Annotated in this window: 24 protein-coding genes; 17 read left to right on the top strand and 7 right to left on the bottom strand. The window is 64.7% G+C overall.

The genetic code is table 11. The features are described 5' to 3' along the window. Position 1: 1 nt before the first annotated feature. Complete coding sequence (locus AAFG07_RS35055; protein ID WP_342724243.1) at positions 2-184, top strand: hypothetical protein; 183 nt, start codon at positions 2-4, stop codon at positions 182-184. A gap of 199 nt (positions 185-383) precedes the next feature. On the opposite strand, the gene AAFG07_RS35050 is transcribed toward AAFG07_RS35055, so the two are convergent. Together AAFG07_RS35050 and AAFG07_RS35045 are read right to left on the bottom strand one after the other, a co-directional pair. Then, positions 384-860, bottom strand: a complete 477-nt coding sequence (locus tag AAFG07_RS35050; protein ID WP_342724242.1) for an MOSC domain-containing protein — start codon at positions 858-860, stop codon at positions 384-386. Positions 861-1,284: 424 nt separating this feature from the next. Then, positions 1,285-2,082 carry an N-formylglutamate amidohydrolase gene (locus tag AAFG07_RS35045; protein WP_342724241.1) on the bottom strand — a complete coding sequence of 266 codons (798 nt, stop codon included), beginning with the start codon at positions 2,080-2,082 and terminating at the stop codon, positions 1,285-1,287. A gap of 102 nt (positions 2,083-2,184) precedes the next feature. Between AAFG07_RS35045 and AAFG07_RS35040 the strand changes: the two genes are divergently transcribed. The 3 genes from AAFG07_RS35040 to AAFG07_RS35030 all read left to right on the top strand — a co-directional run bounded on the left by AAFG07_RS35040 (position 2,185) and on the right by AAFG07_RS35030 (position 4,541). Next, on the top strand, positions 2,185-3,087 hold the full coding sequence (locus AAFG07_RS35040; RefSeq protein ID WP_342724240.1) for a transglutaminase family protein: 903 nt from the start codon (positions 2,185-2,187) through the stop codon (positions 3,085-3,087). 2 nt (positions 3,088-3,089) lie between these two features. Beyond that, positions 3,090-3,902, top strand: coding sequence for a transglutaminase family protein (locus tag AAFG07_RS35035; RefSeq protein ID WP_342724239.1), 813 nt, complete (start codon positions 3,090-3,092; stop codon positions 3,900-3,902). Between the two features lie 240 nt (positions 3,903-4,142). Then, positions 4,143-4,541 carry a gamma-glutamylcyclotransferase family protein gene (locus AAFG07_RS35030; RefSeq protein WP_342724238.1) on the top strand — a complete coding sequence of 133 codons (399 nt, stop codon included), beginning with the start codon at positions 4,143-4,145 and terminating at the stop codon, positions 4,539-4,541. A 156-nt stretch (positions 4,542-4,697) separates the two neighbouring features. On the opposite strand, the gene AAFG07_RS35025 is transcribed toward AAFG07_RS35030, so the two are convergent. Further along, on the bottom strand, positions 4,698-5,252 hold the full coding sequence (locus AAFG07_RS35025; protein WP_342724237.1) for a chlorite dismutase family protein: 555 nt from the start codon (positions 5,250-5,252) through the stop codon (positions 4,698-4,700). A 209-nt stretch (positions 5,253-5,461) separates the two neighbouring features. Between AAFG07_RS35025 and dnaG the strand changes: the two genes are divergently transcribed. Both dnaG and rpoD read left to right on the top strand, forming a co-directional pair. Then, entirely contained in the window at positions 5,462-7,474 is a 2,013-nt protein-coding gene (gene dnaG, locus AAFG07_RS35020; protein ID WP_342724236.1) for a DNA primase, read from the top strand. Between the two features lie 253 nt (positions 7,475-7,727). After that, complete coding sequence (rpoD, locus tag AAFG07_RS35015; RefSeq protein ID WP_092124161.1) at positions 7,728-9,860, top strand: RNA polymerase sigma factor RpoD; 2,133 nt, start codon at positions 7,728-7,730, stop codon at positions 9,858-9,860. A gap of 385 nt (positions 9,861-10,245) precedes the next feature. Here the strand turns inward: rpoD and AAFG07_RS35010 are convergent, their stop codons facing one another. After that, the gene (locus AAFG07_RS35010) at positions 10,246-10,482 is read right to left on the bottom strand and encodes a hypothetical protein (RefSeq protein ID WP_092124162.1); all 237 of its coding nucleotides are present in this window, start codon (positions 10,480-10,482) and stop codon (positions 10,246-10,248) included. Between the two features lie 114 nt (positions 10,483-10,596). After that, the gene (locus AAFG07_RS35005) at positions 10,597-13,446 is read right to left on the bottom strand and encodes a CHAT domain-containing tetratricopeptide repeat protein (RefSeq protein WP_342724235.1); all 2,850 of its coding nucleotides are present in this window, start codon (positions 13,444-13,446) and stop codon (positions 10,597-10,599) included. A 526-nt stretch (positions 13,447-13,972) separates the two neighbouring features. Here AAFG07_RS35005 and AAFG07_RS35000 point away from each other — a divergent pair. The 4 genes from AAFG07_RS35000 (at position 13,973) to AAFG07_RS34985 (ending at position 17,456) form a co-directional block, all read left to right on the top strand. Continuing rightward, a complete protein-coding gene (locus AAFG07_RS35000; protein ID WP_342724234.1) occupies positions 13,973-14,383 on the top strand; it encodes an ester cyclase in 411 nt (136 codons plus the stop codon). Positions 14,384-14,653: 270 nt separating this feature from the next. After that, positions 14,654-15,547, top strand: a complete 894-nt coding sequence (locus tag AAFG07_RS34995) for a DUF4231 domain-containing protein (protein WP_342724233.1) — start codon at positions 14,654-14,656, stop codon at positions 15,545-15,547. Positions 15,548-15,631: 84 nt separating this feature from the next. Continuing rightward, positions 15,632-16,438: a lytic murein transglycosylase gene (locus tag AAFG07_RS34990; protein WP_342724232.1), complete on the top strand. Its 807-nt coding sequence runs from the start codon at positions 15,632-15,634 to the stop codon at positions 16,436-16,438. Positions 16,439-16,607: 169 nt separating this feature from the next. After that, on the top strand, positions 16,608-17,456 hold the full coding sequence (locus tag AAFG07_RS34985; protein WP_342724231.1) for an FRG domain-containing protein: 849 nt from the start codon (positions 16,608-16,610) through the stop codon (positions 17,454-17,456). A gap of 223 nt (positions 17,457-17,679) precedes the next feature. On the opposite strand, the gene AAFG07_RS34980 is transcribed toward AAFG07_RS34985, so the two are convergent. Further along, a complete protein-coding gene (locus tag AAFG07_RS34980) occupies positions 17,680-18,561 on the bottom strand; it encodes an SDR family NAD(P)-dependent oxidoreductase (protein ID WP_342724230.1) in 882 nt (293 codons plus the stop codon). 157 nt (positions 18,562-18,718) lie between these two features. Between AAFG07_RS34980 and AAFG07_RS34975 the strand changes: the two genes are divergently transcribed. From AAFG07_RS34975 to AAFG07_RS34955, 5 genes are all read left to right on the top strand, one after another. Continuing rightward, on the top strand, positions 18,719-19,120 hold the full coding sequence (locus AAFG07_RS34975) for a response regulator (protein WP_342724229.1): 402 nt from the start codon (positions 18,719-18,721) through the stop codon (positions 19,118-19,120). 136 nt (positions 19,121-19,256) lie between these two features. Then, a complete protein-coding gene (locus tag AAFG07_RS34970) occupies positions 19,257-19,868 on the top strand; it encodes a LysE family translocator (protein WP_342724228.1) in 612 nt (203 codons plus the stop codon). Positions 19,869-20,506: 638 nt separating this feature from the next. After that, on the top strand, positions 20,507-21,721 hold the full coding sequence (locus tag AAFG07_RS34965) for a GGDEF domain-containing protein (protein WP_342724227.1): 1,215 nt from the start codon (positions 20,507-20,509) through the stop codon (positions 21,719-21,721). Positions 21,722-21,771: 50 nt separating this feature from the next. Next, positions 21,772-22,389, top strand: a complete 618-nt coding sequence (locus AAFG07_RS34960) for a peptidoglycan recognition family protein (RefSeq protein ID WP_342724226.1) — start codon at positions 21,772-21,774, stop codon at positions 22,387-22,389. 483 nt (positions 22,390-22,872) lie between these two features. Beyond that, positions 22,873-23,733 carry a L,D-transpeptidase gene (locus tag AAFG07_RS34955; protein ID WP_342724225.1) on the top strand — a complete coding sequence of 287 codons (861 nt, stop codon included), beginning with the start codon at positions 22,873-22,875 and terminating at the stop codon, positions 23,731-23,733. Between the two features lie 115 nt (positions 23,734-23,848). On the opposite strand, the gene AAFG07_RS34950 is transcribed toward AAFG07_RS34955, so the two are convergent. Beyond that, a complete protein-coding gene (locus AAFG07_RS34950; RefSeq protein WP_342724224.1) occupies positions 23,849-24,001 on the bottom strand; it encodes a hypothetical protein in 153 nt (50 codons plus the stop codon). A 584-nt stretch (positions 24,002-24,585) separates the two neighbouring features. Here AAFG07_RS34950 and AAFG07_RS34945 point away from each other — a divergent pair. Both AAFG07_RS34945 and AAFG07_RS34940 read left to right on the top strand, forming a co-directional pair. Beyond that, positions 24,586-25,215, top strand: a complete 630-nt coding sequence (locus AAFG07_RS34945) for a TetR/AcrR family transcriptional regulator (protein WP_342724223.1) — start codon at positions 24,586-24,588, stop codon at positions 25,213-25,215. Next, positions 25,212-26,531 (top strand): nucleotide disphospho-sugar-binding domain-containing protein, encoded by a 1,320-nt coding sequence (locus AAFG07_RS34940; protein ID WP_342724222.1) that lies wholly within the window; start codon positions 25,212-25,214, stop codon positions 26,529-26,531. The genes AAFG07_RS34945 and AAFG07_RS34940 overlap by 4 nt, the downstream gene beginning before the upstream one ends. Positions 26,532-26,547: the final 16 nt, after the last annotated feature.

Here is a 26,547-nt window from a genome sequence, read left to right as displayed (position 1 = left end):
CATGGTCGCACATCGTTCATTGAGCCAGATCTTCGCCGCCCCGCTCGTCATCGCGATCGTCAGCACGGTGGGATTGATCAGCGCGCTCGTCGGAGACGGCTGGTGGGATACCGTCTCCTGGGTGGCGCTCGGCCTGCCCGTGCTGCTCTATCTGCTGTTCATCTGGCGGCGCCGGCCGAATTGATCGGGCGCGAGCGAGCGGCTCTGGCCAGCCGATTGTCGTGAGCCTCATCCGGCGTCAGCGCAGCCGAACCGGCGGGCCATCTGTCTCCACGAGCGCATGAATTTTGCTGGTCAACCCGCCCGCGACCGTCCCATCGATTGCCGCTCGTTTCCTGTGACGCAGCACGTCATGCCGATTTACGCAGACAGCCAGGGGGCAATCAATCCGTTTGAACGAGATCGCCGATCGAAATAATTCCATCCGAGAGGACCTCGGCCCGCACGCCGCCCCGATCGCGATAAGCTTCCGCAAATCCGGTCTTGCCAGCGACTGCGGACGGGATGCGGCATGGTATGGTCGGTTCGGAGCCGCGCAGGCGCACTGCGCCGATGAGAAATTCCTTGCCCAGCAATCCATAGACGTCGATGCCTTCGACGACGATGTTCCGCCGTGTTTCGTTCATTTCGAAGGGGATAAGCCCGCGCCGGGCCAATTCTTCATTCGAGGCTTCGATGGCTTCGCGGGCGATCAGGGAAACATGCCGCGCGGCCACACGCGCCAATTTCGAGTAGGAGCCTTCACCGCGTTCGTATCGATCCCCTTCCAATCCCCGACCAGCAAAAGCCCGCACTGATGTGCACGTCTGCATCGGCCGTCCAATAGCAGGGGAGACAAAAAGACTGACAACGCTCGCCATGGGCTGACCTCCCATTGCTGTCTTGCCAAACCTCAACCGGCGTTGGATTGAGACAACAGCATAGAGCCCGCCCACACGGTAAGCAAATGGTATCGCGAAGCCGCCAAACTCAGTCGACCAGCGGGGTGTGCCATTGTTCCACGAGCGGGCTTCCTCCTTCCGCTCTTGACCGTTCTCTTGCCCTTCGCGACATATTGCAACGCCGCGTGACCTTGGCCGCTAACGGGGCAAAGCGGATATGCCATCCACGCGTCACGCCGCCAAAATTTGCTGTGGGTACACTACCTAAAGCGCGATGAAATCAGGTTGAATCATCATTGCGCTTTAGCTCATTGTTCAAGCACGATCACCGCGCAAACGCTTACGCGTTTGTGGCGAGGGAAAACCGCTTCGCACTTTTCCGGATCATGCTCCAGCAGCTGCGTTAGATCAGCGCTTCCGCACGCAACGTCGTTTCGATCTCGCCGAGCACGCGCGCCAGCCGCTCGGCCCATGCGGTTTCGCCGGCCTGATCGGAGATCAGGTCCTGTCGGATCTCGATGCCGGAATTCATCAGGCCGCGCTTCTCGCCATGTACGGGGATCGTGTAGTCGGTCTCGTCGCTGACTGCATAGGGCTCGTTGTCGCCGACCACGAGATCGCCCTCGCTGCGCAGATGCTTCAGCAGCAGCGGCGGCAGCGCCTTGTCGCGGTGATAGAGCGTGCCGATGTGCCAGGGACGCGCGATGCCGGCGTAGACCGGCGTGAAGCTGTGCAACGACACCAGCACCGTCGGAATGCCCTGACGCGTACGTTCGTCGATGATCTCGTCGATGCGCTGGTGATAAGGATCGAAGATCTGCGCGCGGCGCATCTCGGCGGCTTCGCGCGACAGGCCTTCATTGCCGGGAACGGTGGTGGCTTCGCTGATCAGCGGGACCGCGCTTGCGACATGCGGCGGACGATTGCAGTCGATCACGAGCCGCGAGTAGCGCTGCGCGATCAGGTGCGCGCCGAGCAGCTCGGAGAGCCGGGTTGCGACGCCGGCGATGCCGATGTCCCATGCGATGTGCCGGACGAGCTCGCTTTCAGGCAGACCGAGATCGCCGAGCGGGGAGGGAATCAGCCTGCCATAATGATCGCAAGTCAGAAGGAACGGCGAGCGGCCGCCAGGATTATGTTCAAGAACCGGTGAAACATCGGTGTTTGTCAGCAGAAAGAACGGGCCACCGGCGTGATTCACGGGCTTTTTCCTCAACTTTGCCTATTCAAGGGGCATGCTGGTTTGGAATCGAGCAGCATTCTCTATAGATTTAGCGGCCCAAATCACGATGATTGTTTGAAGATGCCGCTCCTGACTATCCATCACAAGACCGTTTATCGCTATGCGCGTCCAGTGGCGTTCGGCGAACACCGCATCATGCTGCGCCCCCGCGACGGCCACGATCTGCGCGTGCTCGACAGCGCACTTGTGATCGACCCACAGCCGATGTCGCTGCGCTGGATCCACGACGTGTTCGGCAACAGCGTCGCGATCGCCGCCTTCGACGAGCGCGCCGACACGCTGTCGTTTGTCTCGACCGCGACGGTGGATCACAATCCGGCCGACAGGTTCGCGCTGACGCCTGATGACGCCGCCTACTTCTATCCGTTCCTCTACGACGATGAGGAATTTCCCGACCTGCAGCAGTTCATCACGCCGCAATATGGCGATCCGAACGGCGAGCTGTCGACCTGGGCGCGGCGCTTCCTCGATGTCGAGGCGCCGACCCTGACGTTCAAGATCCTGAGCGACATGACGCATGGCATTCGTGAGGCGTTCAGCTACCGCAAGCGCTTTGAGCATGGCACCCAGCATCCGCTCGATACGCTGCGGACGCAGTCCGGGACCTGCCGCGACTATGCGCTGTTCATGATCGAGGCACTGCGCCGGCTCGGCATCGCCGCGCGGTTCGTCTCCGGCTATCTCGCGATGCCGACCGACAGCGCGCATGGCTACGTCGGCGGCGGTTCGACCCATGCCTGGGTGCAGGTCTATCTGCCGAGCGCCGGCTGGATCGAGTTCGATCCGACCAACGGCATCGTCGGCACGCGCGACCTGATCCGCGTCGCTGTCGCGCGCGATCCACGCCAGGCGATCCCGCTGCACGGCGTCTATCTCGGCCCGACCGATGCCTTTCTGGACATGGATATCGACATCAAGGTCGTGTCGGTCGGCGAGAATGCGGCGGAGCGGGAGACGGCCTGACGATGCAGATCAAGGTCGGCTTCGAGATCACCTACACGGCTCCGCAGCCGACCCCGATGGTGATCATGCTGTCGATCCATCCGTCACGCTACGCCGACATCGTCGGCACCGAGAGCCTTGCGGCCGAGCCGGATGTCCCGATCGGCCTCTATCGCGACGGCTTTGGCAATGTCTGCGGCCGTCTGGTCGCCCCCGGCGGTGGCGTTACCTTCCGCGGCAGCGCGCTGCTGCGGGATTCCGGGCTGCCCGATGTCGTCAATCCGGCGGCACAGCAGGTTCCGATCGAGCAATTGCCTGACGACATGCTGCTCTATCTGATGCCGAGCCGCTATTGCGAGACCGACAAGCTGACCGATGTCGCCTGGTCGCTGTTCGGCAACACGCCGCAGGGGTGGGCGCGGGTGCAGGCGATTACCGATTTCGTGCACCACCATGTGACGTTCGGCTACGAGCACGCCCATCACATGAAGTCGGCGCATGACGTCTACGAAGGCCGCGCCGGCGTCTGCCGCGACTTCGCGCATCTGGCGCTCACCTTCTGCCGCTGCATGGGCATTCCGGCGCGCTACTGCACCGGCTATCTCGGCGACATCGGCGTCCCGCCGGATCCCGCGCCGATGGATTTCTCCGGCTGGTTCGAGGTCTATCTGTCGGGCCAGTGGTACACCTTCGATGCCCGCCACAACACGCCGCGGATCGGCCGCATCCTGATGGCGACCGGCCGCGACGCCGCCGACGTCGCGCTCACCACGAGCTTCGGCCGCATGACGCTGACGAAGTTCGTCGTGGTGACCGATGAGGTGGTGGCGGCTTGATTCTTCTCGACCGTTCCGTCATTTAGGGCTCGGAGCTTTGCAGCGCTTTCCGTCGTCGTCCCTGCGAAAGCAGGGACCCATACGCCGCGGCTCCTGTCATTGACGGGACCCGTCGTTCTGGCGTCGCGCCACGATTTGGATTTGTGGTTATGGGTCCCTGCTTTCGCAGGGACGACAGCGAGTGTGAGGCGCAGCCTGTGAGTTTTACTGCCCCGTTCTGCCGAAATGACAACTGAACCCATGATTTCCGACCTTCTCTTCGTCTACGGCACGCTGATGCGCGGCTTCGACCATCCGATGGCCAAGCTGCTCGCAGGCAATGCCGAATTCCTCGGGCCGGCGCAGTGTCGCGGCCGGCTCTACCTCGTGAAGCATTATCCGGGCCTGGTGGCGTCCGACGATCCCGCCGACATCGTGCACGGCGAATTGTTTCGCCTGCGCGAGCGCGAGGCCATGCTGCGCGAATTCGACATGTACGAAGCCTGCGGCGAGGGCTTTCCGCCGCCGACCGAATATGTCCGCGAGATGCTTGCTGTCACGCGCGCCGACGGCAGCGTGAGCGAGGCGTGGACCTATCTCTACAACTGGCCCGTCACCGAGCTGCCGCGGATTGCGTCAGGAAAGTTTCTGGAGCATTAGCACCCGGTGTAGCCGCATACGTCGTCATGCCCGGGCTTAGCCGTCCGAAGGACGGCGTCGCTTCCGCTCGCCTATGACCCGGGCATCCATCTCACTTCGCGAGTGTCCTTCTTTGATGGATTGCCGGGTCAAGCCCGGCAATGACCGAAGGGGAAGTCACACTTCCCGCTCTACGCGGATGTCGACCTCGCGCTCGACATAGCTCCACTCCTCGGTCGCGCGCAGCATGCCGACCAGCTCGTCGAACAGGGCGACATGCTCGGGGGCGAATTCGAACCAGGTCAGGAAGTCGAAGGGCATGCCGAGGTCGCGGGCGTGAAACAGCTGGCGGGCGATCGCAGGGAGGAATTTCAAGGTGCCGGCGATGTGGTGCGACTTGTCCTCGAAGATCTCGCGGCGCTCCGGCTGCGTCAGCTCCCACCACGCCGCGGATTTCCTGATCGGGATCAGCGCCGCATGCGTTGCCTCGCTGCGGCCGAGCCCGGCCTGCACGGCGGCAAGTTTCTCGCGCTCGTCCTTCTCGGTATAGCGCAGATAGCTGGCGACGCCGGCGAGCCGCCAGGAGGTCTGCGCCGGCAGCAGCGGCAGCGCGATCGAGTCGCTCGCAACGATCGACAGCGCCGCGACCTTCGGCAGCGTCTCGCCCTTCACCCGCGTGATGGACGTGACCTGCCAGCCGCCGCTCTGTCCGCCCCTGAATGTCGTGAACATGGTGCTATCCAATCCCGGAAGCGGGGAGGGGGCAAGCTTGCCGTGCAAGCTCTCCACCGTGGATTCGGGGGTAGCCCGCTCGACGGAGCGGTGACAGGCAGGCCTGTGAATAGCCCGGAAAAGCCCCACATTGTTCGGCATGCCGGGTCGTGCCGCTATATGGCTAACCGGTTGTCCGCGATTCGTCGCCCGAGCCCAGAATCACCCTGATGCGTTTTACGCCCGAATTCCTCGATGAGCTGCGCGCCCGGCTTCCGGTCTCGGAAGTCGTGGGCCGGCGCGTCAAGCTCAAGAAGGCCGGGCGGGAGTGGAAGGGGCTGTCGCCGTTCCAGCAGGAGAAGACGCCGTCGTTCTTCGTCAACGATCAGAAGCAGGCCTGGTTCGACTTCTCGTCCGGGCTGAACGGCAACATCTTCGACTTCCTGATGAAGACCGAGGGCGTGACTTTCCCCGAGGCGGTGGAACGTCTCGCCGCGATGGCGGGTGTCCCGCTGCCGGCCGTGACGCCCGATGCGGCGCGCCACGAGCAGCATCGCCGCACCCTGCACGAAGTGATGGAACTGGCGACAAAGTTCTTCGCCGACACGCTGGCCTCACGTAACGGCGCCAAGGCGCGCGGCTATCTCGCCGACCGCAGTATCTCACCTGCGACCCAGCTCCAGTTCCGGATGGGCTATGCGCCGCCGGATCGTTTTGCGCTGAAGGAGCATCTGGGCGCGCAGGGCATCTCGACCGAGGACATGGTGGAGGCCGGGCTGCTGGTGTCCGGCGAGGACAAGCCGGTGCCGTTCGATCGCTTCCGCGACCGCGTCATGTTCCCGATCACGGATGCCCGCGGCCGCGTCATCGCGTTCGGCGGCCGCGCGCTGGAGAAGGACGTTCCGGCGAAGTATCTGAACTCGCCGGAAACCCCGCTGTTTCACAAGGGCGACAATCTCTACAACCTGTTCACCGCGCGCCAGGCCGCGCATGACGGCGCGCAGCTGATCGTCGTCGAGGGCTATGTCGACGTCATCGCGATGGTCACCTCGGGCTTTCCCGGCGCTGTCGCGCCGCTCGGCACCGCGTTGACCGAGAACCAGCTGGCGATGCTCTGGAAGATGGTCGACGAGCCGATCCTCTGCTTCGACGGCGACCGCGCCGGCCAGAAGGCCGCCTATCGCGCCGCCGACATTGCCTTGCCCCAGCTCAAGCCGGGAAAGAGCCTGCGCATTGCCCTGCTGCCGGAAGGGCAGGACCCTGACGATCTCGCGCGCTCCGGCGGCCGCGGCGCGATCGAGGATGTGATCGGCGCCGCGAGGCCGCTCGCTGAAATGATCTGGTCGCGCGAGATCGAGGGCGGCAATTTCGACACCCCCGAACGCCGCGCAGCACTGGAGGCGCGGATCGGCGAGCTCACGGGCGGCATCCGCGACGAGGTGGTGCGGCGCTATTACCGGCAGGATTTGCAGGAGCGGCTGCAACGCAACTTTGCCCCGGAGGGAGGGCGCGGCGGTTACGGCCGCGGCGGCTACGGCAACAGGGGCAATTTCGGTGGTGGACGTGGCGGCGAATCACCCCGCCAGTTTGCCCCCCGCGGCCCGGGTCAGGGCAGCCGGTTCGGCGCCAAGGGCGGCGGCATCCCCGGGTTTTCACGGGGCCCCTATCAGGCCGCGAGCCAGCAACTGGCCAACAGCCCGATCATGCGCGGCCAGCGCAGCGCGATCTCGAGCCGCGAGGCGCTGATCCTGCAATCCCTGATCAATCACCCCTGGCTGCTGCACGACCATCTCGAGGAGGTGGCGGCCCTCGAGCTCGCCCATCCCGAGGCCCACAAGCTGCGGGCCGCGATAATCGCCGCCTTTGCCCACGACCATCACCACTCTCCTGATGTCGAGGAGCAGGCCGAGAAGATGCGCGCCGACCTCGAGGCGGGCGGATTATCGCAGATACTTCAAAGGGTTGAGCGGGTGATCACAACCCAGGCGGTGTGGGGGGCGCAGATCGGCGCGGCGCGCGAGGATGTTTTATCGACTTGGCGTCAACTCGTTGCCTTGCATCAGAAAACCCACGCCTTACTTAGGGAAAGAAAAGATGCGGAAGCCGCCTTGGCTGAAGACTCCAGCGAGGCCAATCTGGCATGGTTGCAGGATATCCAGGCCCGGATGGCAGAAGCCGATGGGACCGAAGCCCTGATTGAAGGGTTCGGCGAATTATCGGGCCGGTTCCAGCGTAATGTCTGATAACAAAAATGCTGCGGACGGCGCTGGCCGAACCCGCAAAAAGACTCGCCAAATCCATGGTTTGGCTGCAAAAACAGGGTTAAGCGAAACTTAATAGCCTCGCGGCTATTTCAAGATGGAAACCGTCGAGACGGATCAGAGGGGTGGCGAGATTTTGCGCCGCCCTTTGTGCGTCGAGAGAGTAAATCTAGATTTCGTGCGGATGCGCGTGCGTGGCGCCATTCTGCATGACCGCGTTTCGGGAGCTTAGTGAATGGCCACCAAGGCAAAGACGCTGCAGGTTAAGGACAAGGAAAAAGACGACAAGGCAGCGGATGCTCCCGAGAAGGATGCCGCTGACGCGCCGTCGCCGTTGCTCGACCTGTCGGATGCCGCGGTGAAGAAGATGATCAAGCAGGCCAAGAAGCGCGGCTTCGTGACCTTCGATCAGCTCAACGAAGTGCTGCCCTCCGACACGACCTCGCCCGAACAGATCGAAGACATCATGTCGATGCTGTCAGACATGGGCATCAACGTCACCGAGGCGGATGATAGCGAAGGCGAGGACGAGAAGGACGACGGCGACGACGAGACCGACAACGAGCTCGTCGAGGTCACGCAGAAGGCCGTCACCGAGGTCAAGAAGTCGGAGCCCGGCGAGCGCACCGACGATCCCGTGCGCATGTATCTGCGCGAGATGGGCACGGTGGAATTGCTCTCCCGCGAGGGCGAAATCGCCATTGCAAAACGCATCGAGGCCGGCCGCGAGGCGATGATCGCGGGCCTCTGCGAAAGCCCGCTGACCTTCCAGGCCATCATCATCTGGCGCGACGAGCTCAACGAAGGAAAGATCTTCCTTCGCGACATCATCGATCTCGAAGCCACCTATGCGGGCCCTGAGTCGAAGGGCGGCATCAATCCGAACCTGATCGGCAACAACGGCGCCGAGGGCGCCGCTGCTGAAGGCAATGGCGGCGACGTGCAGGCCGGCGCGCCGGCCCATGTCGCGCCGCCGGCAGCGCCGCCGGCGCCGACCCCGTTCCGCGCCGCGCCCGCCGGTGGCGAAGCCGGCGTTGAGGAGAAGGATCCGGCCGAAGCCGCCGCCGAGTCCGACATGGACGACGACGAGTTCGAGAACCAGATGTCGCTCGCCGCCATCGAGGCCGAGCTGAAGCCGAAGGTGGTCGAGACCTTCGACAAGATCGCATCCGAGTACAAGAAGCTGCGCCGCCTGCAGGAGCAGGACATCGCCAACCAGCTGCAGAGCGAGTCGCTGTCGCCCTCGCAGGAGCGCAAGTACAAGAAGCTGAAGGACGAGATCATCGTCGAGGTGAAGTCGCTACGCCTCAACCAGGCCCGCATCGATTCACTGGTCGAGCAGCTCTACGACATCAACAAGAAGCTGGTCTCGTTCGAGGGCCGCCTGCTGCGCCTCGGCGACAGCCACGGCGTCGCGCGCGAGGATTTCCTGCGCAACTACCAGGGCTCGGAGCTCGATCCGCGCTGGCTCAACCGCGTCTCCAAGCTGTCGGCCAAGGGCTGGAAGAACTTCGTCCATCACGAGAAGGACCGCATCAAGGACCTGCGCCACGAGATCCAGTCGCTGGCGGCGCTCACCGGGCTCGAGATCGGCGAATTCCGCAAGATCGTGCACGGCGTGCAGAAGGGCGAGCGCGAGGCCCGTCAGGCCAAGAAGGAGATGGTGGAAGCCAACCTCCGTCTCGTGATCTCGATCGCCAAGAAGTACACCAACCGCGGCCTGCAATTCCTCGACCTGATCCAGGAAGGCAATATCGGCCTGATGAAGGCGGTCGATAAGTTCGAATATCGCCGCGGCTACAAGTTCTCGACCTACGCGACCTGGTGGATCCGGCAGGCGATCACCCGCTCGATCGCCGACCAGGCCCGCACCATCCGCATCCCCGTGCACATGATCGAGACGATCAACAAGATCGTCCGCACCTCGCGCCAGATGCTGAACGAGATCGGCCGCGAGCCGACCCCGGAAGAGCTCGCCGAGAAGCTCGGCATGCCCTTGGAGAAGGTCCGCAAGGTCCTCAAGATCGCCAAGGAGCCGCTGTCGCTCGAAACCCCGGTCGGTGACGAGGAGGATTCGCATCTCGGCGATTTCATCGAGGACAAGAACGCGATCCTGCCGATCGATGCGGCGATCCAATCGAACCTGCGCGAAACCACGACGCGGGTACTGGCCTCGCTCACCCCGCGCGAGGAGCGCGTGCTGCGCATGCGCTTCGGCATCGGCATGAACACCGACCACACGCTGGAAGAAGTCGGCCAGCAGTTCTCGGTGACGAGAGAGCGCATCCGCCAGATCGAAGCCAAGGCGCTGCGCAAGCTGAAGCACCCGTCACGGTCGCGGAAGCTGCGGAGCTTCCTGGATAACTAATTCGGTCGTCATGCCCGGGCTTGACCCGGGCATCCATCGGAACAAAAACGGCGGGCAAAGGCCCGCCGTTTTGATTTGTAGAGATCTCGCAAATTCTCAACGCCAGCGCCCGGGGCCACCCCTCTCCCCACCCTCCCCCACAAGGGGGGAGGGAGCCTGACGAGTGTGGTCACCTGACGTTGACCACCAATCTTGCCATCGCGTCACAACGGCACATCGCGCCACAACGCGCGTTGTATGACAGTCACAATGTGAGTGAAGCACTGGCGGAAGGGCTCCCTCCCCCCTTGCGGGGGAGGGGCGGGGAGAGGGGTACCGCTTGCTCCGCTGTTCGTTGCAGGCGTGAGCAGCGCGCTCGCTGTTGATCAATGCGAAGGCGACGCCGCTACTTCTTCTTCGCGCCGACGCGCTCGATGGTCTTGATCTCGAGCGGCGGCCGGCCGCCCTTTTCGGCGATCTCGCGGTCCTGCTCGCGCAGGAAGGCGCGCGCCGGCTCGTCGCCGTCCAGCCCGCCCAGCAGCTCCGATGGCACGCGGCGGTTGGAACGCTGCGAGCCGTCTTCATAGAAGACGTTGAAGAAGGCAAATTCGCCTTTGGGATTGGTCCCGGGTTTTTTCGGCATGGGCGGCTTGTCCCCGATCAGGCCGCCGCTGTCAAAGCAAATTACCTGCCCCCCGTGCCGATCTGCCCTGCACGATTCGGCGGCGTACGGCCCTTGCGCAAGGCGGGGCGTGCCTTAGCCCTCGAACAGCACGAACGCCGCCCACACGCTCGCGTCCCTGGCGCCCGCGACCTTGCCGTCGCGCGCATCGCGCCGGGTCTGGCGCAGCGCATCCGAATAGGTCAGGCCCTCCGCCAGGTGCTCATAAAAGCGCACGGTGAAGTTCGCGGTGCCCTCGTCGGCGACCGGCCACAGCGTCAGCAGCGCACGGCGGGCGCCGGCGATGCCGAGCGCGGTCGGCAGGCCGCGCAGGCCGCTGACAAAACTCTCGTCGCCGCGGCCGGTCTCGCAGGCCGAGAGCACCAGCAGGTCGAGGCCGGACAGGTCCCAGTCCATCACTTCGAAGGCATAGAGATAGCCGTCCTTCTCGTCGCGCAGCGGCCATCGGCTGTCGCCGGCACCGGACAGCACGATGCCGCTCTGCCAGAGCGTATCGAGGCCGGACGCCGTGCTGTCGTGATAGAAGCCGTGCGTCGCCAGATGCGCGATGCGGGCCTTGCCGATCGCCTCGCGCAGCACAGTTTCGCTGACGCCGCGCCCAGTCAGCATCTCGACCGGCGCGCTGCGCGCGCGGGCGAGCTTGGCGATCGCCTCGATCTCGGTCTTCGTGCCGGGCAGCGGCATCGGCCCCGGCTGGCCGTATTCGATGCCGCCGGCGAGCAGCATCGCGCCCGTCCGGTCGAGCCTCTCGCGCACATGGATTGCGATCAGCGCGTCGGGGCTGGTCAGCATCCGGACCGTGGTGCGGTCCTCCAGCAGGCCGCCGTCGGCGCCGGGCAGCAGCGAGAACGGCACGGCAAACAGGAAGCCGTCCGGCACCACATAGAGCGTGGTCTTGTCCTTCAGGGCAGGCTCCAGCGGCGCGAACAGCCGCGCGCGGAGGTTCTGGAAGCGGCCTTTGCTGTCGAGCGCCTTGTCGTCGGGCGCCTTGTTGTCTGCTGTCTTGTTGCCTGCCGTCTTGGCGTCGCGATCCGGCGCGGCGGCCTGCGTCGTACGCAGCCGCGCGATCTCGGTCCGCACGCCGGTGTCGACCATCCGGCCGGGATCGCCGAGATCGACCACGCGGGGCTCGCTCGTCGCGGTCTCGACGATGGCGTAGAGCACGGTTGCGGACAGCGGCTCCTTGGACTGGCGATCCGCCTTCCATTGCCGCGTGATGAAATAGTTGATGACGGCTTCGTCATGTGCGAGCAGCTGCGAGGGGCGGATCGGGTCCTGCGGCAGCTTCGCGCCGATCGCGTCGAGCCGCTTGTTCAGCGCCTTCTCGGCCGCGTCCTGCCGCTGCCACACGGATCTCGCCCAGTCGTCGATATTGCCCGACGAGAACAGCTCCTGCTTCTCGCCGTTGAGCCGCAGCGCCGCGCGCAGCAGCGCCGCGGTCTCCTCGTCCTTGCCCGCCATCTGCGTCTCGAGCTGGCGCAGCGCGGTGGCATCGCCGCCGCCGAGCGTCTTCCAGCGCAGCACCGCGGCGGCAAAGGCCGGCTGCGCCACCGATGACCCGGCGGAGGTGGCGAAGCGGCCGAACGCAAACAGCAGATGGTCGGCATGGGCGCGGATCGCTTCCGCGACGGCGCGATCGCCTGATGTGCCGACCTCGCGCTTCATCCAGTCGAACATCTCGCGGTCGAGCGCGGTGAACGCGCGCGCGGCGCGGTTCGGATCGGTTGCGATCAAGGCTGTCGCGATGCCGAGTTTGATCTCGAAGCTGAGCGGATGCTGCGCGGTGAAGGCGCGGGTCGAAATCGCAAGCGCCGTCTCGCGCAGCCGCATGCCCGCATCTCGCTCGCCGCGCTGCTCGCGCTTGCCGGCCGCCAGCCCAGCTGCCTTGATGCGCAGGAAATCCGCGAAATTCGCCTCGTTGGCAACGATCGCCTCCAGCCGCTCCAGATCGGCTTGCGGCATCGCGGCATCGCCGGTGGCGAGCATATCGGTGTAGAACAGCCAGGCATCGGCCTGGCCGGCGAAGCTCGGATCCTTCGGCGCGAGCACGGTCGCGATCGCGCGATGACGGCGGAAATAGCGGCGGGCGTCGTCGAAACGGCCGAGATTGAGAAAATCCTGTCCGGCGTTGTTGACCGTCACCAGCGTGTTGAGATGGTTCTCGCCGTAGTGCCTGGCGCGCTTCTCGATCGCGAACAGATCGAGTTCGAGCGTCTTCGCCGGCGCGCCGATCTCGCGCAGCATGTCGGCATAGTTGTTGGCGAGCTTCCAGGTGGTGCGATGGTCGGGCCCCAGCGCTTTCTCGGAGAGCTCGAAATTGTGCCGGCCGAGATTGGTCGCCGACGCCGCCGAGCCGTTAGCCGACAGCGCGACCGCGAGCTTGTCGTTGGCGATCAGCGATTCCTCGGAGCCCTCGCCCCAATAGGCGTTGAAGGCCGCGATCGCTTTCATGTAGAGCGGGACTGCTTCCGCGATCCTGGCGTGGTCGGATATGAGGATCGCGTACATCAGGAGCACGTCGGCATTGCCGGGCGGCGATTGCGCCGCCGCCTTGCCCTTGAACGCGCGGATGAACAGTTTTTCGGCCAGATCGTCGCGCTTGACCGCGCGCAGCGCGGCGGTCGCGTCGAAATACTGCTCCATGACGAATTGTGCGTCGTCGAGTCTGTCTGTCGCATCCAGCGCTGCAAGCAGCTGTGCATAGCCCGCGTCGATCTTGCCGCCGCGCGTCAGCGCGATGGCGTTCTTCATCTGCGCGCCGATCGCCTGTGTGCCGCCTGCGCCTTGCGCCGGCATGCGCTTGGCGGGGGAGTTCTGCGCTGCGGCGATCTCGATCGGTCCGATCAGAACAGCGCCGAACACGAGGATGATACTGAGCGATGCGGCTATCCTGCGCGCGCGTGCGAGACCCCCGGTGATCGTCATCGATGGCGCATCCTCATCGTATCGTCCGTCATCGAAACGCGTTCCCCGCAAATGACGGCTTCGTCGCAACAGGCTCACGACGCTTTAGCGGCGCGCCTTTGCATGAACAAGACACGGCGGCCGGTTGCACGTGGCGCGGAACCGGCGAGCCGAATTCGTGCTTCTTGGTCGCAGCCGATGCCTGTGGCGTTCATGCGTCGCGCCCCGAATTGCTCCTGGCCATGCGCCGCCGGATGCCGCGCGCCGCCGCTTGCATGCCACTGGCATGGTCAAGCCATCGGATGATGTTACCGCCGGCATGCCGCTGGTTGTGCCGTCCGCATCGGGCGGGCTCCGAGAGCGGCAGCCCGCGCCCAGGTCGGCGCGGTTTCCGGGCGACCGCCTTTCGCTTCGCAATGGAAACGCGCGCGGGTCGAAAGCGTCGGTTTTTTCTGACCATCGTCACTTGCACCGTCCCGTCCGATTCGCGTATGAGGCGCATCCTTCCTTTTCTGCAACTTTTCCTTTGATCGAAGGCGCCCCGCCGATGTCCAACGCCACCCTCGACGCCAACAAGGCGCTGGTGCTCGCGCATTACGACGCCAAGACCAATCAGCTCGATCCCGATGCGATCCGCGCGCAGCTGGCGTCCGACTTCTTCGACCATGCCGCCGGCAAGCGGATGAGCGCGGAGGAAGTGATCGCGCATGCGACGGCCATGCACGAGACCTTTGCCGATCTCTCGGCGGTGGCGGAATGCCTGGTGGCCGAGCGCGACATCGTCGCCGGCCGCTTCGTCTGGCGCGGCCGGCACCGCAGCCCGTGGCGCGGCATTGCCCCGACCGGCCGCCACGTCGAATTCCGCGGCATGACGTTCTGGCGGATTCACGACGGCAAGATCTCCGAGCGCTGGGCGGAGATCGACTTCGTCGATCTGGAGCGGCAGCTCAGGGACTGAGCTTCCGCCACACTCCCTGTGTGCTGTTCCGATACACGGCGGCCGGCTCGACCGGCGCGGGCCGCCAATCGGCGTCGTCCGCGCGTCAGGATTTCGTGCTCCGGTTGTCTTGACCAAAGGTTGCAATTGGATAAGAATGATCCTTTGAATTGCTCGACGATATTTGAAAACGAGCATGAATATCGATTATTCCAAGACCTGTTTTGTGATCATGCCGCTGGAGCCGATGTTGTCCTGAAATCATTTGCGCGTTGCTCGAGGATATTTGCGATGGCCATATTGGACACGATTGCGGACCGCCAGGCGCAGTGGTCAGAGACCGCAAACCAGCTGAAATCGACCATCGACCGGGCGCGCTGGTCGGTGTTCGCCCTGTCGTCGCTCGGTGCGGTGCTGGCCGCGGTGGCCAGCCAGCTGCCGGACAACACGACCGCGCCGCGCAGCACGGTTGCGATCGCAGGCGCCGTGAGCCTCGCCATCGCGACCTTCTTCACCCAACGTCTGCTCGGCGCCGACCGCATCTCGTCCTGGGTGCGTGCGCGCGCGATCTCGGAGCGTCTGAAGCGGGAGGCCTATCGCTTTGCCGCCAGCGCAGCCCCCTATGACGACGCGGCCAAGGCGGACGCCTTGCTTGACGACGAGGGTCGAAAGATCGAGGCCGATGGCGAGGACCTGCTGCCGCAGCTGGTCCAGGCCACGGGGCAGGGATCGCTGCCCCGCCAGGGCCTGCAACAGCAGCAATACATCACGCAGCGCGTGCAGGGGCATATCGGCTGGTTCACGAAGCGGGCCGCCCGCTATCAGGTCATTGCATCGCGCCTGCGGCACGTCGAATTCGCGCTCGCCGCACTGGCAACCCTGCTTACCGCGGTTGCCGGCGTGGAAGCCAAGCCTGTGATAGCCGGTGTTCCGTTCGACATTGTCGCCTTCACGGCCGTGCTGACCACGCTCGGCGGCGCTGTGCTCGCCCATGTCGAAGCCTCGCGCTACGATTTCCTGGTCACCACCTATCGTGCCACGGCGCGGCGGCTCGAGGACTGCACCAATCGGCCGCGCCCGTCATGGTCGGACTTCGTCAACGAATGCGAGAACATCCTCGCGACCGAGAACATGTCCTGGATCGCCAAGTTCACCGGCAAGCCCGGGGCGACGCCGAGTCCGTGAGAGGTCAAGTGGCGGTGCCGACGCTTTGACTGCCTCGTTTGCTCCGTGGCATGATCGGCCATTCGAAGCAGGAGGGATTGTTGCATGCTCAGGTGTCGTTTGGCGGTTGTGTTCGGCGCCTTGCTGCTTGCCACCCCCTCTTATGCCGCCCGCTGCGGCGGCAGTTTCCCCACCTTCGTCCAGTCGTTCTCGCAGGAGGCGGCCAGTGCCGGCATCCAGCAGGATGTGATCTCACAGGCGCTCGGCGGCGTGCAGCAGGACGGCGGGGTGCTCGCCTTCGACCGGCGGCAGCGCTACACCTTCAACAAGACCTTCGAGCAGTATGTCGCAACCCGCGTCGGCGCCGGGCGCATCAATGGCGGCCGCGCCATGTTGCAGCGTCACGCCGCGCTGCTCTCGAAGATCGAGCAGCAATACGGCGTGCCGCGCCAGATCCTGGTCGCGATCTGGGGACTGGAGACCGATTTCGGCAAGGGCGACATGGGCAAGCTGCCGGTGTTCCGCGTGCTCGCCACGCTGGCGCATGATTGCCGCCGCACTGACCTGTTCCAAGGCGAGCTGCTTGCCGCGCTCAAGATCCTGCAACGCGGCGACCTCAGGCTCAACGACATGATCGGCGCCTATGCCGGCGAGATCGGGCAGACCCAGTTCCTGCCGTCGTCCTACATCAAGTATGGCGTCGATTTCGACGGCGACGGCCATGTCGATTTGCGCCACTCGGTGCCCGACGTGCTGGCCTCGACCGCGAACCTGCTGCATACCAGCGGCTTCAAGATGGGCGCGCCCTACGGCGAAGGCACCGCCAATTTCGAGGCGATGCGCGAGTGGAACAGGGCGGTGATCTATCGCAAGACCATCGGGTACTTTGCCGATCAGCTCGTAGGGCGGTGAGGACGAAGCCGCGGCCATCTCCACCCGTCATTCCGGGGCGCGCGTAGCGCGAGCCCGGAATCCATTGGGCCGCATAATGTGCTGAGAAATGGATTCCGGGCTCTCGCTTCGCGAGCCCCTCAGATGCGCAATTGCGCATCGAGAATGACGAGTTGAGAGTGTGGGGGCTATGGAAACGATCGGCAGCCAAAAAATCTGGTCGTTCTTCGACCGCCGCGGATGCCAGATCGCGAAGAACGCGGCGGTGCGGGAGGGGCCGGGCCATCGCGTCGGCTCCTATCTCGAGCTCGCGACCAAGATCGCCGAGTTGCAATTCCTCAACCGTGACCATGTGCTGCTGTTTCGCGGCCAGGGCGCCGATTTCAGGAACGTCAAGCGCAACTCGTCGCTGAAGCCGACGCTGTTCCGGGCCGGCCGCGGCAATCCGGACCGTGCGACGCTGGCGTCGCGGTTCGCGGCGCTGGCCCGCGCCGAGCAGATCCTGATTGCGGAATACGCCAAAGCAAAGCTGCTCGGGCTGGAACGGCTGAAACGGCATCGCATCCTGCGCTGGTCGATCCTGCAGCATTACGAGGTTTGCACCACGCCGCTGCTCGACGTCACCCATTCGATCCGGATCGCAGCCTCCTTTGCCTCGCTGGCGGAGACCGGCACCGCATTCCTCTATGTGCTCGGCGTGCCGAACCTCAGCGGCGCGATCACGGCGAGCGCCGAGGCCGGCCTGCAGATCGTGCGGCTCTCCAGCGTCTGCCCGCCGGCGGCGGTGCGGCCGCATATCCAGGAGGGCTATCTGCTCGGCGAATATCCTGAAGTATCCGGCACCGATGAGAGGGAAAACTATTTCCCCTACGAGATGGATTTCGGCCGGCGGCTGGTCGCAAAATTCTCGTTCGCGCCGGCGTCGTTCTGGAAGAACGACAATTTCCCGCAGGTGACGAAGAGCGCGCTCTATCCGTCGGAGCGAAGCGATCCGCTGTTCCGGCTGGCGCTTGGGGTGAAGAAGCAGCTGGAAGGGTAAGGTATGCGTTGGGCGGATTAGCACAGCGTTGAAGATGAATCACCGTCACCCTGAGGAGGCCGCGCAGCGGCCGTCTCGAAGGGTCGACGGCCACCGGTCGGGCCGTGCATCCTTCGAGGCTCGCTCCGCTCGCACCTCAGGATGACGGGTCGGATGACTTCGCCGGGACGACGGGTGTGTGCCGCGTCTGCGCTGCAACGCCTCACCCCGCGACGCCGCACATTCAACCGGCCCTCGCCGCCTCGCGCGCCGGCCGGCGCGCCGTGGTCTTCTCCATCAGCCGCTGCATCACCCTCCAGTAGGTCGCAGGACGGAAGCGTTGCAGCAGGTCCATGAAGCGGGCGTCCTTGCCGATCAGGATGCGCGGCTGGTTCTTCTCGATGCCGGCGATGATGCGCTGCGCGGCTGCGGTCGGCGTGGTCTTGGCCAGTGCGTCGAAACGCTCGGTCGCTTCGGAGCGGCGGGCATTGTCGGTGATGCCGGCGCCGGTGCGCGAGTTGCGCGCGATGTTGGTGGCGACGCCGCCGGGATGCACGACGGAAAGCCGGACCGGGCTGTTCGCCACCGCAAGCTCGTGGCGCAGGCTCTCCGAGAAGCCGCGCACCGCGAACTTGGCCGCGCAGTAAGCACTCTGGCCGGGCGGCGCGAGGATGCCGAAGATCGAGGAGATGTTGACGATATGCGCCTCGCGCTGCCGCGAAAGCAGCGGCAGGAAGGCGCGGCTGCCGTGCACCACGGCCCAGAAATTGATGTTGAACAGCCACTCCATCTGCGCCTGCTCGATCTCCTCGAACTGGCCGAGCAGCGCGACGCCGGCATTGTTGACGACGATGTTGAGCCCGGGATGGGCGGCGCCGGCGGCCTCGGCAAATGCCGTGATCTGCCCAGGCTCGCTGACATCGAGGCGATGCACCGTGACCTTGCGCGGGCTCGCCTTGGACTGGTTGGCCTTGGCGATCTCGGCGGCGGCGGCCTGTAGGCCGGCCTCGTCGCGGTCGGCGATCGCCAGATCGCAACCGCGCAGCGCCAGTTCATTCGCGAGCGCGCGGCCGATGCCGCTGGCGGCCCCGGTTACGGCGGCGGCTGATCCAGAGATCGCGGTCATGTCAGGTCAGCTCCATCTCAACGAGGGGTGGGAGCCGTGAGGAACACGGCGGGACTCCCCAATTTTCTCAGATTGGAACCGAACTATCCAGCGCCCAGGTGTTTGACCCTCGTCACACTTCTCAAACCGAGGCATTCAATCCAAGGGAGGCCCAGCCATGGGACAATCGAGACCCTGTCGTGCGAAGGCCCTGGTTGTCGAAGACGACCCGATGCAGCGCGAGATGATCGAATTGCTGCTCGAGGAGAGCGAATTCGAGGTCATCTCCTGCGCGAGCGCGGAGGCCGCAGAATTGGTGCTGCGGAGCAACGGCGACAACGTCGTGCTGATGTTGACCGATGTCGAGCTGGCCGGAAACATGACCGGCGTCGAGCTCGCTCATGTCGCGAAGCAATACAGCCCCAATCTCGATGTGATCGTGACCTCGGGCAAGCCGCTGCGGCAGCGCCTGCCTGACGGCACCCTGTTCTGGTCCAAGCCCTGGGCGCCGCTGGACGTCATCCGGGTCGCCGAGATGAAGGCGTCGGAGCTGTCGGGTAGCGGGTCGCGCAGGTCCTGACGAGAGCAGATCCCGACAAGACCAGGGTCCTCCATAACGGAGTTGTCAGCGCTGGCGAGGGGCCGACCAGCCGCTGGCTGCTTCCGCCCTGGGGGCGGGACGTGATATTGGCGGCTGATGTCCTTGAGGATTTGAAATGACCTGGTCCTTCCTGCTGACCACCCTGATCGTGGTCGCCTCGCCCGGCACCGGCGTGCTCTACACCCTGGCGGTGGCGCTGACCCGGGGCTCGCGCGCGAGCGTGGCGGCGGCGTTCGGCTGCACGCTCGGGATCGTGCCGCAGATGATCGCGGCGATGCTCGGCCTTGCCGCCATCCTGCACACCAGCGCGATGGCGTTCGCGGCGCTGAAATGGGGCGGCGTGGTCTATCTGCTCTATATGGCCTGGCAGGCGCTGCGCGAGCGCGGCGCGCTCGCCGTCGACACCGAGATCAAGCCGCGCTCGAGCGGCCGGGTGATCGTGACCGCGATCCTGATCAACATCCTCAATCCAAAGCTGTCGATCTTCTTCCTGGCCTTCCTGCCGCAGTTCATCGCCGTCGACGAACCCCACCCGCTGGCGCGGATGGTCGAGCTCAGCTTCGTGTTCATGGCGATGACCTTTGCGGTGTTCGCGGTCTATGGGCTGTTCGCGGCGTCGGTGCGCGACCGCGTCATCACCCGGCCGAAGGTGATGGCCTGGCTGCGGCGCAGCTTTGCCGCCGGCTTTGCCCTGCTCGGCGCCAAGCTCGCCTTCGCGGAGCGCTGACGTCGCATTCCCTTGCGCCTTGCGGCAGGCAATAAAAAAGCAGGCCTTGCGCCTGCTGCCTTGCGTCCCTGCCTGGATGGTCCGGATCGGGTGCCCGGGCAGGGCAGGAGCCGCTACCCGGGCGAGAAAATTGGTTACTTCTTGGCGGCCTTCTTCTTGGTGGCCTTTTTCGCCTTCGCCTTCTTCGCCTTCTTCGCTTTCTTAGCCATAGTATCCTCTCAGGGTTTAATGGATTGAACGCGACTCCGAGGCATGCTTGGCGGAGGGCCAGCCTCGCAACATCCTCAGTATCAAACTCAGCAGATTCGGAGGCTGCTGCCGCGTGCTGTCACTGCGCTGTCATCGTGTTATCCACAGCTGTTACGTGTTTTCGCCAGTTTTTCGCCAGTGTGCGCGTGTCACGCGTCGCAGCAGCGTCGCATCCGTCATGCTTAACGACGCGCAAACGGCCGGTGCGCCGATCTTCATCAATTCAAAACCACGGTGCGGATTGGCGCGTGGCGGGTGAGAGTCCGTTAAGCGGCGCGGCCGCATCCTGTCCCGCAAGGCAACGGGGATTGCCATTGGGAGAAAACGCCTTAAGGGGCGGACGGTCATTTCAGGAGAGGCGAGGCCGATACGGGTCTCGAACAGGGGCGATGTTGAGCGTTCCGACGCTTTGGACGGTATTCGTTATCAATTTTCTCGCGCTCGGCCTGATCTGGGCCTATGTCGCGCGTAGCTATCCAGCTTTCGGTGCGGCGCGGTTCTGGACCGCGTCCACCTTCGTCGCGTCCGCCGGCGCCGCCTGCGCGATGCTCCGCGTGATGATGACGGACTCGCTGCTGCCGCTGCTTGCGGCAGGGACGCTGATGGTGTTCGCCGCCGGCCTTGCCGCGATGGGCATCGAGCGCTTCTACGGCAAGCCGGTCGGCTGGCGCAGCACCGCGCTGTCCACCGCATTCGCCTTCGCCGGCCTCGGCTTCTTCATCTTTGCCTATGACAGCATGCCGATGCGCATCCTGGTCTATACCGTCGCCCAGGTCATGCCGTTTGCGTTGACGCTGAAGCTGTTGCTGTCGCCCGAGAACGGCCGCGTCAACCCCGGCGCGCGCCTTGCCGGCATCGTCGCCTCCGTGCTGATCTGCATCTATGCGCTGCGCCTCGTCGGCGCCGTGCTCGAGCCCGGCGAGTTCACTTTCGTTCGCTTCAGTGCGAGCCAGTCGCTGGTGATCCTGCTGATGGTGTTCCTGTCGATGGCGCTCAATTTCGGCTTCCTGCTGATGGCGATCGACCGGCTGCGCAACGAGGTCGCCGACCTCGCGCTGCTCGACGATCTCACCGGCGTCGGCAACCGCCGCCATCTGTTGCAGCGGCTGACCGAGGAATGCGCGCGCTCCGACCGCAACGGCGAGGCCTTCGCGCTGCTGGTGATCGACCTCGACGGCTTCAAGGGCATCAACGACACCCATGGCCATGCCGCCGGCGACGCCTGCCTGCAGCACTTCACGCTGATGGCGCAGACGAGGCTCCGCCCGGGCGACATGCTGGCCCGCACCGGCGGCGACGAGTTCTGCATTGTGCTGCCGTCCTCGACGCTGCGCGAGGGCGCGATGATTGCCCGCCGCGTGCTGGAAGTCTGCCGCGCCGACGCCGAGCAGTGCACCGGCAACGACATTCCGATCGCGGTCTCGATCGGCGTTGCGCAATGGAGCCGCGAGATCGGCTTGCATCCCGACCGCCTGGTCGCCGCCGCCGACCATGCGCTCTATGACGCCAAGAAGGGCGGCAAGAACGGCTATGCGACCTATGAGCCGAAGCTGCCGCCCGAGATGGTTGCTCTCGTGGATGAGACCCTGCGCAAGCGCGCGTGAGCGTGCTAACGAGGGACGTGCTAACGAGGGGCGACACTGGATCTTCCGTGATGATGCCTCGCCTGCTCACCGCACTCCTTGCGCTCGTGCTGTCCTTCGCCGTATCAGCCCAATCCGATCTTGCAGCGATCGCGCGATCGCAGGGCACGCCGGAGATTCCTGGGCTGAAGATGGTCTGGCTGTCGCCCTGGGGTGACGTCGCCAAATCCCACCCGTGGCGCAACATCATCGTGCACCAGACCGAAGGCCCGGCCGGCTCGGCACGAAACGGCGCCGCCGAGCAGCACAGGAACCCGACCCGCCGCGGCGTGATGGTTTGGGTTGAGACCGACGGCACGGTCTATTGGGCGGTCGCCGACAATCTGGTCCCGACCCACACCGACGGTGCCGACCGCAACGACAACAAGTACGTCGACAACAGCAAGACCTATCGCCAGGTGAACAAGGACACCTCGATCGGCGTCGAGTTCGCCGGCAATTTTCCCGATGTCACGAAGGGCCCGACCGATGCGCAGATCGCCGCATGGCGGGTGCTGGTAAGGGTGCTGCGCGCGCGTTACGGCATTCCGCTCGACCACGTCTATGCGCACAACTGGATCGACTTCAAGGACGCCCGCTACTGCGAAGGCTGCGCGCTCGCGACGATGGCGCGGGAGTGGGGGGAATAGGGCGGGTACGCGTCATGTGTGGACGAGGACGCTCGGGCTAGCAAACAGCTGTCATCGCCCGGCTTCGGTCGGGCGATCCAGTATTCCAGAGACGCCAGTGCTTGAACCGAAAGGCCGCGGCTTCTCCGGGCTTCGTCCCTGCGAAAGCAGGGACCCATACGCCGAGACATCTGTCGTGAACGGGACTCGCCGTTCCAGCATCGCGCAACGATGAACGTCGGTGGTTATGGGTCCCTGCTTTCGCAGGGACGACGATGAGGATGGTTCTCGCACGATACCACGCACCGTCATTGCGTACGTCATCTCGGTGTCATCGCCCGGCTTGACGCCGCCGCGTACCGGGTTCCCCGCTTTCGCTGAGCCTTTCCATGACAAGCGCTGGCGTTAACGACACTTGGCGATTTCCAGCCTGAACGAAATCGCTTCGAAGCTTGTTAAAATTTGCTGGGTACCCCTTCCAAGTCCAGGGATCGGGGGAAAGACATGGCAAAGCGGGCCAAACGTAAGAAGACTGAGGCGCTCGCGCTGCCGGTGGCGGGAAGAGTTGCGATTGGCGCCGTGGCGGCTGTCGCATTGGGGTACGGTTTGCTGTGGCGCCCGGCGAGCGTTCAACCGGTACGGAAGCAAGCCGCGCATCAGGTCGCGGCGCCATCTAGTCCTGCGCCATCGACGCCTATTCACGTAGCGGCGCCGGTGCAGGCACCAGCGCCAGCTCCGGTTCCAATCCCGGTCCCGGCGCCCCGGATCGAAATACCAAAAGCCGCCGACGCTCCCGGAAAATTTGTTCGGCAGGTGGTCGACTACGCCAGTCATCAGACGCCGGGCACCGTCGTCATCGATACCGGAAACACATTCCTTTACCTCGTTCTGAACGACGGACAGGCGATGCGCTATGGCATCGGCGTCGGCCGCGAAGGTTTCACGTGGTCCGGTGAACAGACCGTGGCCCGCAAAACAGAATGGCCGGATTGGCGTCCGCCGGCAGAGATGATTTCGCGCCAGCCTTATCTGCCGCGGTTCATGGCAGGGGGTCCCGGCAATCCGCTCGGCGCCCGGGCGATGTATCTGGGCGAGACCGAATATCGAATTCACGGCACCAACAAGCCCGACACGATCGGGAAGCGGGTTTCGTCCGGCTGTATCCGGCTGACCAATGAGGACGTCGTGGACCTCTACGATCGGGTGAAAGTCGGAGCGAAGGTGATCGTGCTTCCGGCACAAGCTGCCCATCGACCATCCCAGGGAGCGCCGCCCGACGCCGCCGTCTCAACGCAGGACCCCGCGTCGCTGTCAAACCGGCCCTCGGCAACGAACGTGCAGTTGCTGTCGTCTGAGCGAAGCTGACCACCGTCGGGGCGCTCGTGCTCACTGCAATGAGGCCGCGAGGAGGGGATTTGGCTTCCGCGGCCGGGACCTTCCCCTGTTGAGGGGAAGGTCTTTGTCTAGGCAAACGCCTTGTTCAAGCGAAGGCCTTGGGAAGATCGGCCGACGGCTTGGTGACGATCTGGTGCGCATCGCGCCAGATCACCTCGCGCTGACGCGAGGTCGTGATCGTGCGCACCGGCAGCCCGCCCTCTTCGAGCAGCCATGCGCGTCGGGGTCGAACCAGCAAATCCCCCAGATCGAGTCGCGCCGCTTGAAGTGCCGCGCGATGCGGCCCGGAATCGGCAGATGCTGCCCGAACCAGTTGAACTGCTCCGACAGCTCCTGCCGGATCCAATCCGGACAGCCGTTCCGGTGGATGTACCAGGACGCACGGAAGAAGCCGCTCTCCACGCGGCTGTGCGGGTGGATGAGCGGTGTAACGAACCGCAAATACATGACGACACGGCGCGACGCCGTGTTGCGTCACGCCCCTCGTAGCCAGATTGGATGAATGGATGAACGGCCGCGAAGCGGCGTTCAGCGCGTGATCGCTAGCCGATCACAGATGGGCGGCGGTCGGAACGTATCGATCTGGATTTCATGCCGCCTCCCTTGTGAGCGCTGAACAGAAAAGGCGCGATATTGCGCGGGGGGCAGCACATACACCAGCAAGTGTCCTGCGACAAGCGTAGCAGCGCGCCATCAATGGCAACAAAGAGCCGCGTTACCGCCGGCTCTCGTGTCCGTTTGCTTGCCGCACGTCGCCAGCTCCCGTTTGACATGCCCTTAATTTAGAGTTACATTAAGTAACATGAAATTGGGGGCGACACGATGTCTCCGCGAGCCTATCGCCAGTCGGCGCGCGCCAATGCGGTTCAGGACACCGAGCAGCAGATCGTCGGCGCCTTGAACGCGCTCCTCGCAGAGCGCTGGTTCGACGAGATCACGCTCGACGACATCGCCGCCGCGGCCGGCACCACCCGCCAAACCGTGATACGGCGGTTCGGCAGCAAGACCGGCGTGCTCAGCGCCATGGCGGCCCAGATGGATGTCTCGATCCAGTCCCAACGCTGGAGCACGCCGGCGCAAAGCGTGGCGGAGATCGTCACGCTCCTGATCGACGATTACGAACGCACCGGCGACATCATCGTGCGAACGCTCGGGCAGGAAGCGCGCATTCCAGAGTTCGCCGCTGTCCTCGACCGCGGACGCAAAGGTCATCGCGGGTGGATCAAGGACATGTTCAAGGCCTGGCTCGACAAGCTCGACGGCCAGGCCCGCGGCGATCGGCTCGCGCAGTTGCTGGTGCAGACCGATGTCTGGATCTGGCATCTGCTGCGCAGGGCGCAAGGACATTCGGCGGCGGAGACACACCGGCTCATGACGCAGGCGATCGAGCGCCTGCTGCGTGAGGATACGACGACTGATCCGGTCTCTATCGAGAAAGGGCCAAGGCGATGATCAAGACGACGGATGCGGCGCCGCGTCTGCGCATCCTGGCGGTCTGCTGGGAAGGCGGCGGCAACGTGCCGCCGACGCTCGCGGCCGTCCGAGCCCTCGCCGGCCGGGGCCACGACGTGCGCCTGATCGCCGACGACACGATGCGCGTGGAGGCGATCGAAGCGGGGGCTCGATTCCTGCCATGGAAGCGCGCCCCGAACCGTGCTGATCGCTCACCTGAGAGCTGCTACGTGCGTGATTGGGAAACCACCGATCCCGTGGCCGGCTTCCAAAGAGGGTGCGAACGGGTCTTCGTCGGACCAGCGCAATCCCACGCCGAGGATATACTCGAAGCACTGGCAACGGAGCCGTCCGATATCCTTCTCGGCACGGATATGCTGTTTGGCAGCATGCTTGCCGGCGAAGTTGCGAAGGTTCCGACAGCCCTGCTCGCAAGCAACATCTCGCTCTGGCCGCTCCCCGGACATCCGCCGTTCGGTCCGGGCTTTCAGCCCGCCCGGTCGGCGGCCGACAGAGCGCGCGACGCCGAGGTTTCGGCAACGGCCGAGCAATTATGGGACGGTTTCCTGCCTCGCCTCAACGCCGCCCGTGCTCATTTCGGCCTTGCGCCGCTGGCCCATGTCCACGAACAGCCCTTGAGCGCCGGCCGCCATCTCTTGGCCACCAGCAGCAGCTTCGACTTTCCCACCGAGCGCCTGCCAGACCGTGTGCGCTACGTGGGGCCGCTGCTGGAGATGCCGAGCTGGGCCCGCGAACGCTGGACGAGCCGATCTGCGCGCGAGATACGGCCACTCGTGCTCGTATCGTTCAGCACCACCAATCAAGGGCAGGCCGATGTGCTCCAGCGAGTGATATCCGGCTTGGCAGGGGAGCCGGTCGAGGTGGTCGTCACCCTCGGCAAAGCGCTTGAGGGGCTTCGCCTGCAATCGCCGGCGAATGTCACAATTCTTCCCAATGCAGCGCATGACGACATCCTGACCAAAGCCTGCGTCGTCGTCACCCACGGCGGGCACGGTACGGTCATACGATCGCTGAGCCACGGCGTCCCCCTCGTCGTTCTGCCGATGGGGCGCGATCAGAACGACAACGCCGCGCGCGTGGACTATCACGGTGCGGGCCTGCGCCTCGATTCTTCAGCGCCCCCGCAAATGATCGGCGGGGCCGTGCGGCGCGTCCTTTCAGAACCGGGCTTCGCCGAGCGGGCCGTGGCGCTTGGGCGTGCCATTGCCGAGGAAGGTCCGGGGCCGGCGCGGCTCGTCGCAGAAATCGAGGACTTCGCACGGAGGTCTTCCCACAGAGCTCGATCCGCCGCGTGACTGGCACCCGCTGATC

This window comes from Bradyrhizobium sp. B097, assembly GCF_038957035.1.
In the GTDB taxonomy this organism is placed as follows: Bacteria; Pseudomonadota; Alphaproteobacteria; order Rhizobiales; family Xanthobacteraceae; genus Bradyrhizobium.
The sequence above is the reverse complement of the archived record's forward strand: the minus strand, read 5'-3'. Positions and strand labels throughout refer to the sequence as shown.

Excerpts from the sequence above, each read along its gene's own strand:
- AAFG07_RS35055 (WP_342724243.1), top strand. The coding sequence starts at position 2 with ATGGTCGCACATCGTTCATTGAGCCAGATCTTCGCCGCCCCGCTCGTC.
- AAFG07_RS35050 (WP_342724242.1), bottom strand. The coding sequence starts at position 860 with ATGGCGAGCGTTGTCAGTCTTTTTGTCTCCCCTGCTATTGGACGGCCG.
- AAFG07_RS35040 (WP_342724240.1), top strand. The coding sequence starts at position 2,185 with ATGCCGCTCCTGACTATCCATCACAAGACCGTTTATCGCTATGCGCGT.
- AAFG07_RS35035 (WP_342724239.1), top strand. The coding sequence starts at position 3,090 with ATGCAGATCAAGGTCGGCTTCGAGATCACCTACACGGCTCCGCAGCCG.
- AAFG07_RS35030 (WP_342724238.1), top strand. The coding sequence starts at position 4,143 with ATGATTTCCGACCTTCTCTTCGTCTACGGCACGCTGATGCGCGGCTTC.
- AAFG07_RS35025 (WP_342724237.1), bottom strand. The coding sequence starts at position 5,252 with ATGTTCACGACATTCAGGGGCGGACAGAGCGGCGGCTGGCAGGTCACG.
- dnaG (WP_342724236.1), top strand. The coding sequence starts at position 5,462 with ATGCGTTTTACGCCCGAATTCCTCGATGAGCTGCGCGCCCGGCTTCCG.
- rpoD (WP_092124161.1), top strand. The coding sequence starts at position 7,728 with ATGGCCACCAAGGCAAAGACGCTGCAGGTTAAGGACAAGGAAAAAGAC.
- AAFG07_RS35010 (WP_092124162.1), bottom strand. The coding sequence starts at position 10,482 with ATGCCGAAAAAACCCGGGACCAATCCCAAAGGCGAATTTGCCTTCTTC.
- AAFG07_RS35005 (WP_342724235.1), bottom strand. The coding sequence starts at position 13,446 with ATGACGATCACCGGGGGTCTCGCACGCGCGCGCAGGATAGCCGCATCG.
- AAFG07_RS35000 (WP_342724234.1), top strand. The coding sequence starts at position 13,973 with ATGTCCAACGCCACCCTCGACGCCAACAAGGCGCTGGTGCTCGCGCAT.
- AAFG07_RS34995 (WP_342724233.1), top strand. The coding sequence starts at position 14,654 with ATGGCCATATTGGACACGATTGCGGACCGCCAGGCGCAGTGGTCAGAG.
- AAFG07_RS34990 (WP_342724232.1), top strand. The coding sequence starts at position 15,632 with ATGCTCAGGTGTCGTTTGGCGGTTGTGTTCGGCGCCTTGCTGCTTGCC.
- AAFG07_RS34985 (WP_342724231.1), top strand. The coding sequence starts at position 16,608 with ATGGAAACGATCGGCAGCCAAAAAATCTGGTCGTTCTTCGACCGCCGC.
- AAFG07_RS34980 (WP_342724230.1), bottom strand. The coding sequence starts at position 18,561 with ATGACCGCGATCTCTGGATCAGCCGCCGCCGTAACCGGGGCCGCCAGC.
- AAFG07_RS34975 (WP_342724229.1), top strand. The coding sequence starts at position 18,719 with ATGGGACAATCGAGACCCTGTCGTGCGAAGGCCCTGGTTGTCGAAGAC.
- AAFG07_RS34970 (WP_342724228.1), top strand. The coding sequence starts at position 19,257 with ATGACCTGGTCCTTCCTGCTGACCACCCTGATCGTGGTCGCCTCGCCC.
- AAFG07_RS34965 (WP_342724227.1), top strand. The coding sequence starts at position 20,507 with ATGTTGAGCGTTCCGACGCTTTGGACGGTATTCGTTATCAATTTTCTC.
- AAFG07_RS34960 (WP_342724226.1), top strand. The coding sequence starts at position 21,772 with ATGATGCCTCGCCTGCTCACCGCACTCCTTGCGCTCGTGCTGTCCTTC.
- AAFG07_RS34955 (WP_342724225.1), top strand. The coding sequence starts at position 22,873 with ATGGCAAAGCGGGCCAAACGTAAGAAGACTGAGGCGCTCGCGCTGCCG.
- AAFG07_RS34945 (WP_342724223.1), top strand. The coding sequence starts at position 24,586 with ATGTCTCCGCGAGCCTATCGCCAGTCGGCGCGCGCCAATGCGGTTCAG.
- AAFG07_RS34940 (WP_342724222.1), top strand. The coding sequence starts at position 25,212 with ATGATCAAGACGACGGATGCGGCGCCGCGTCTGCGCATCCTGGCGGTC.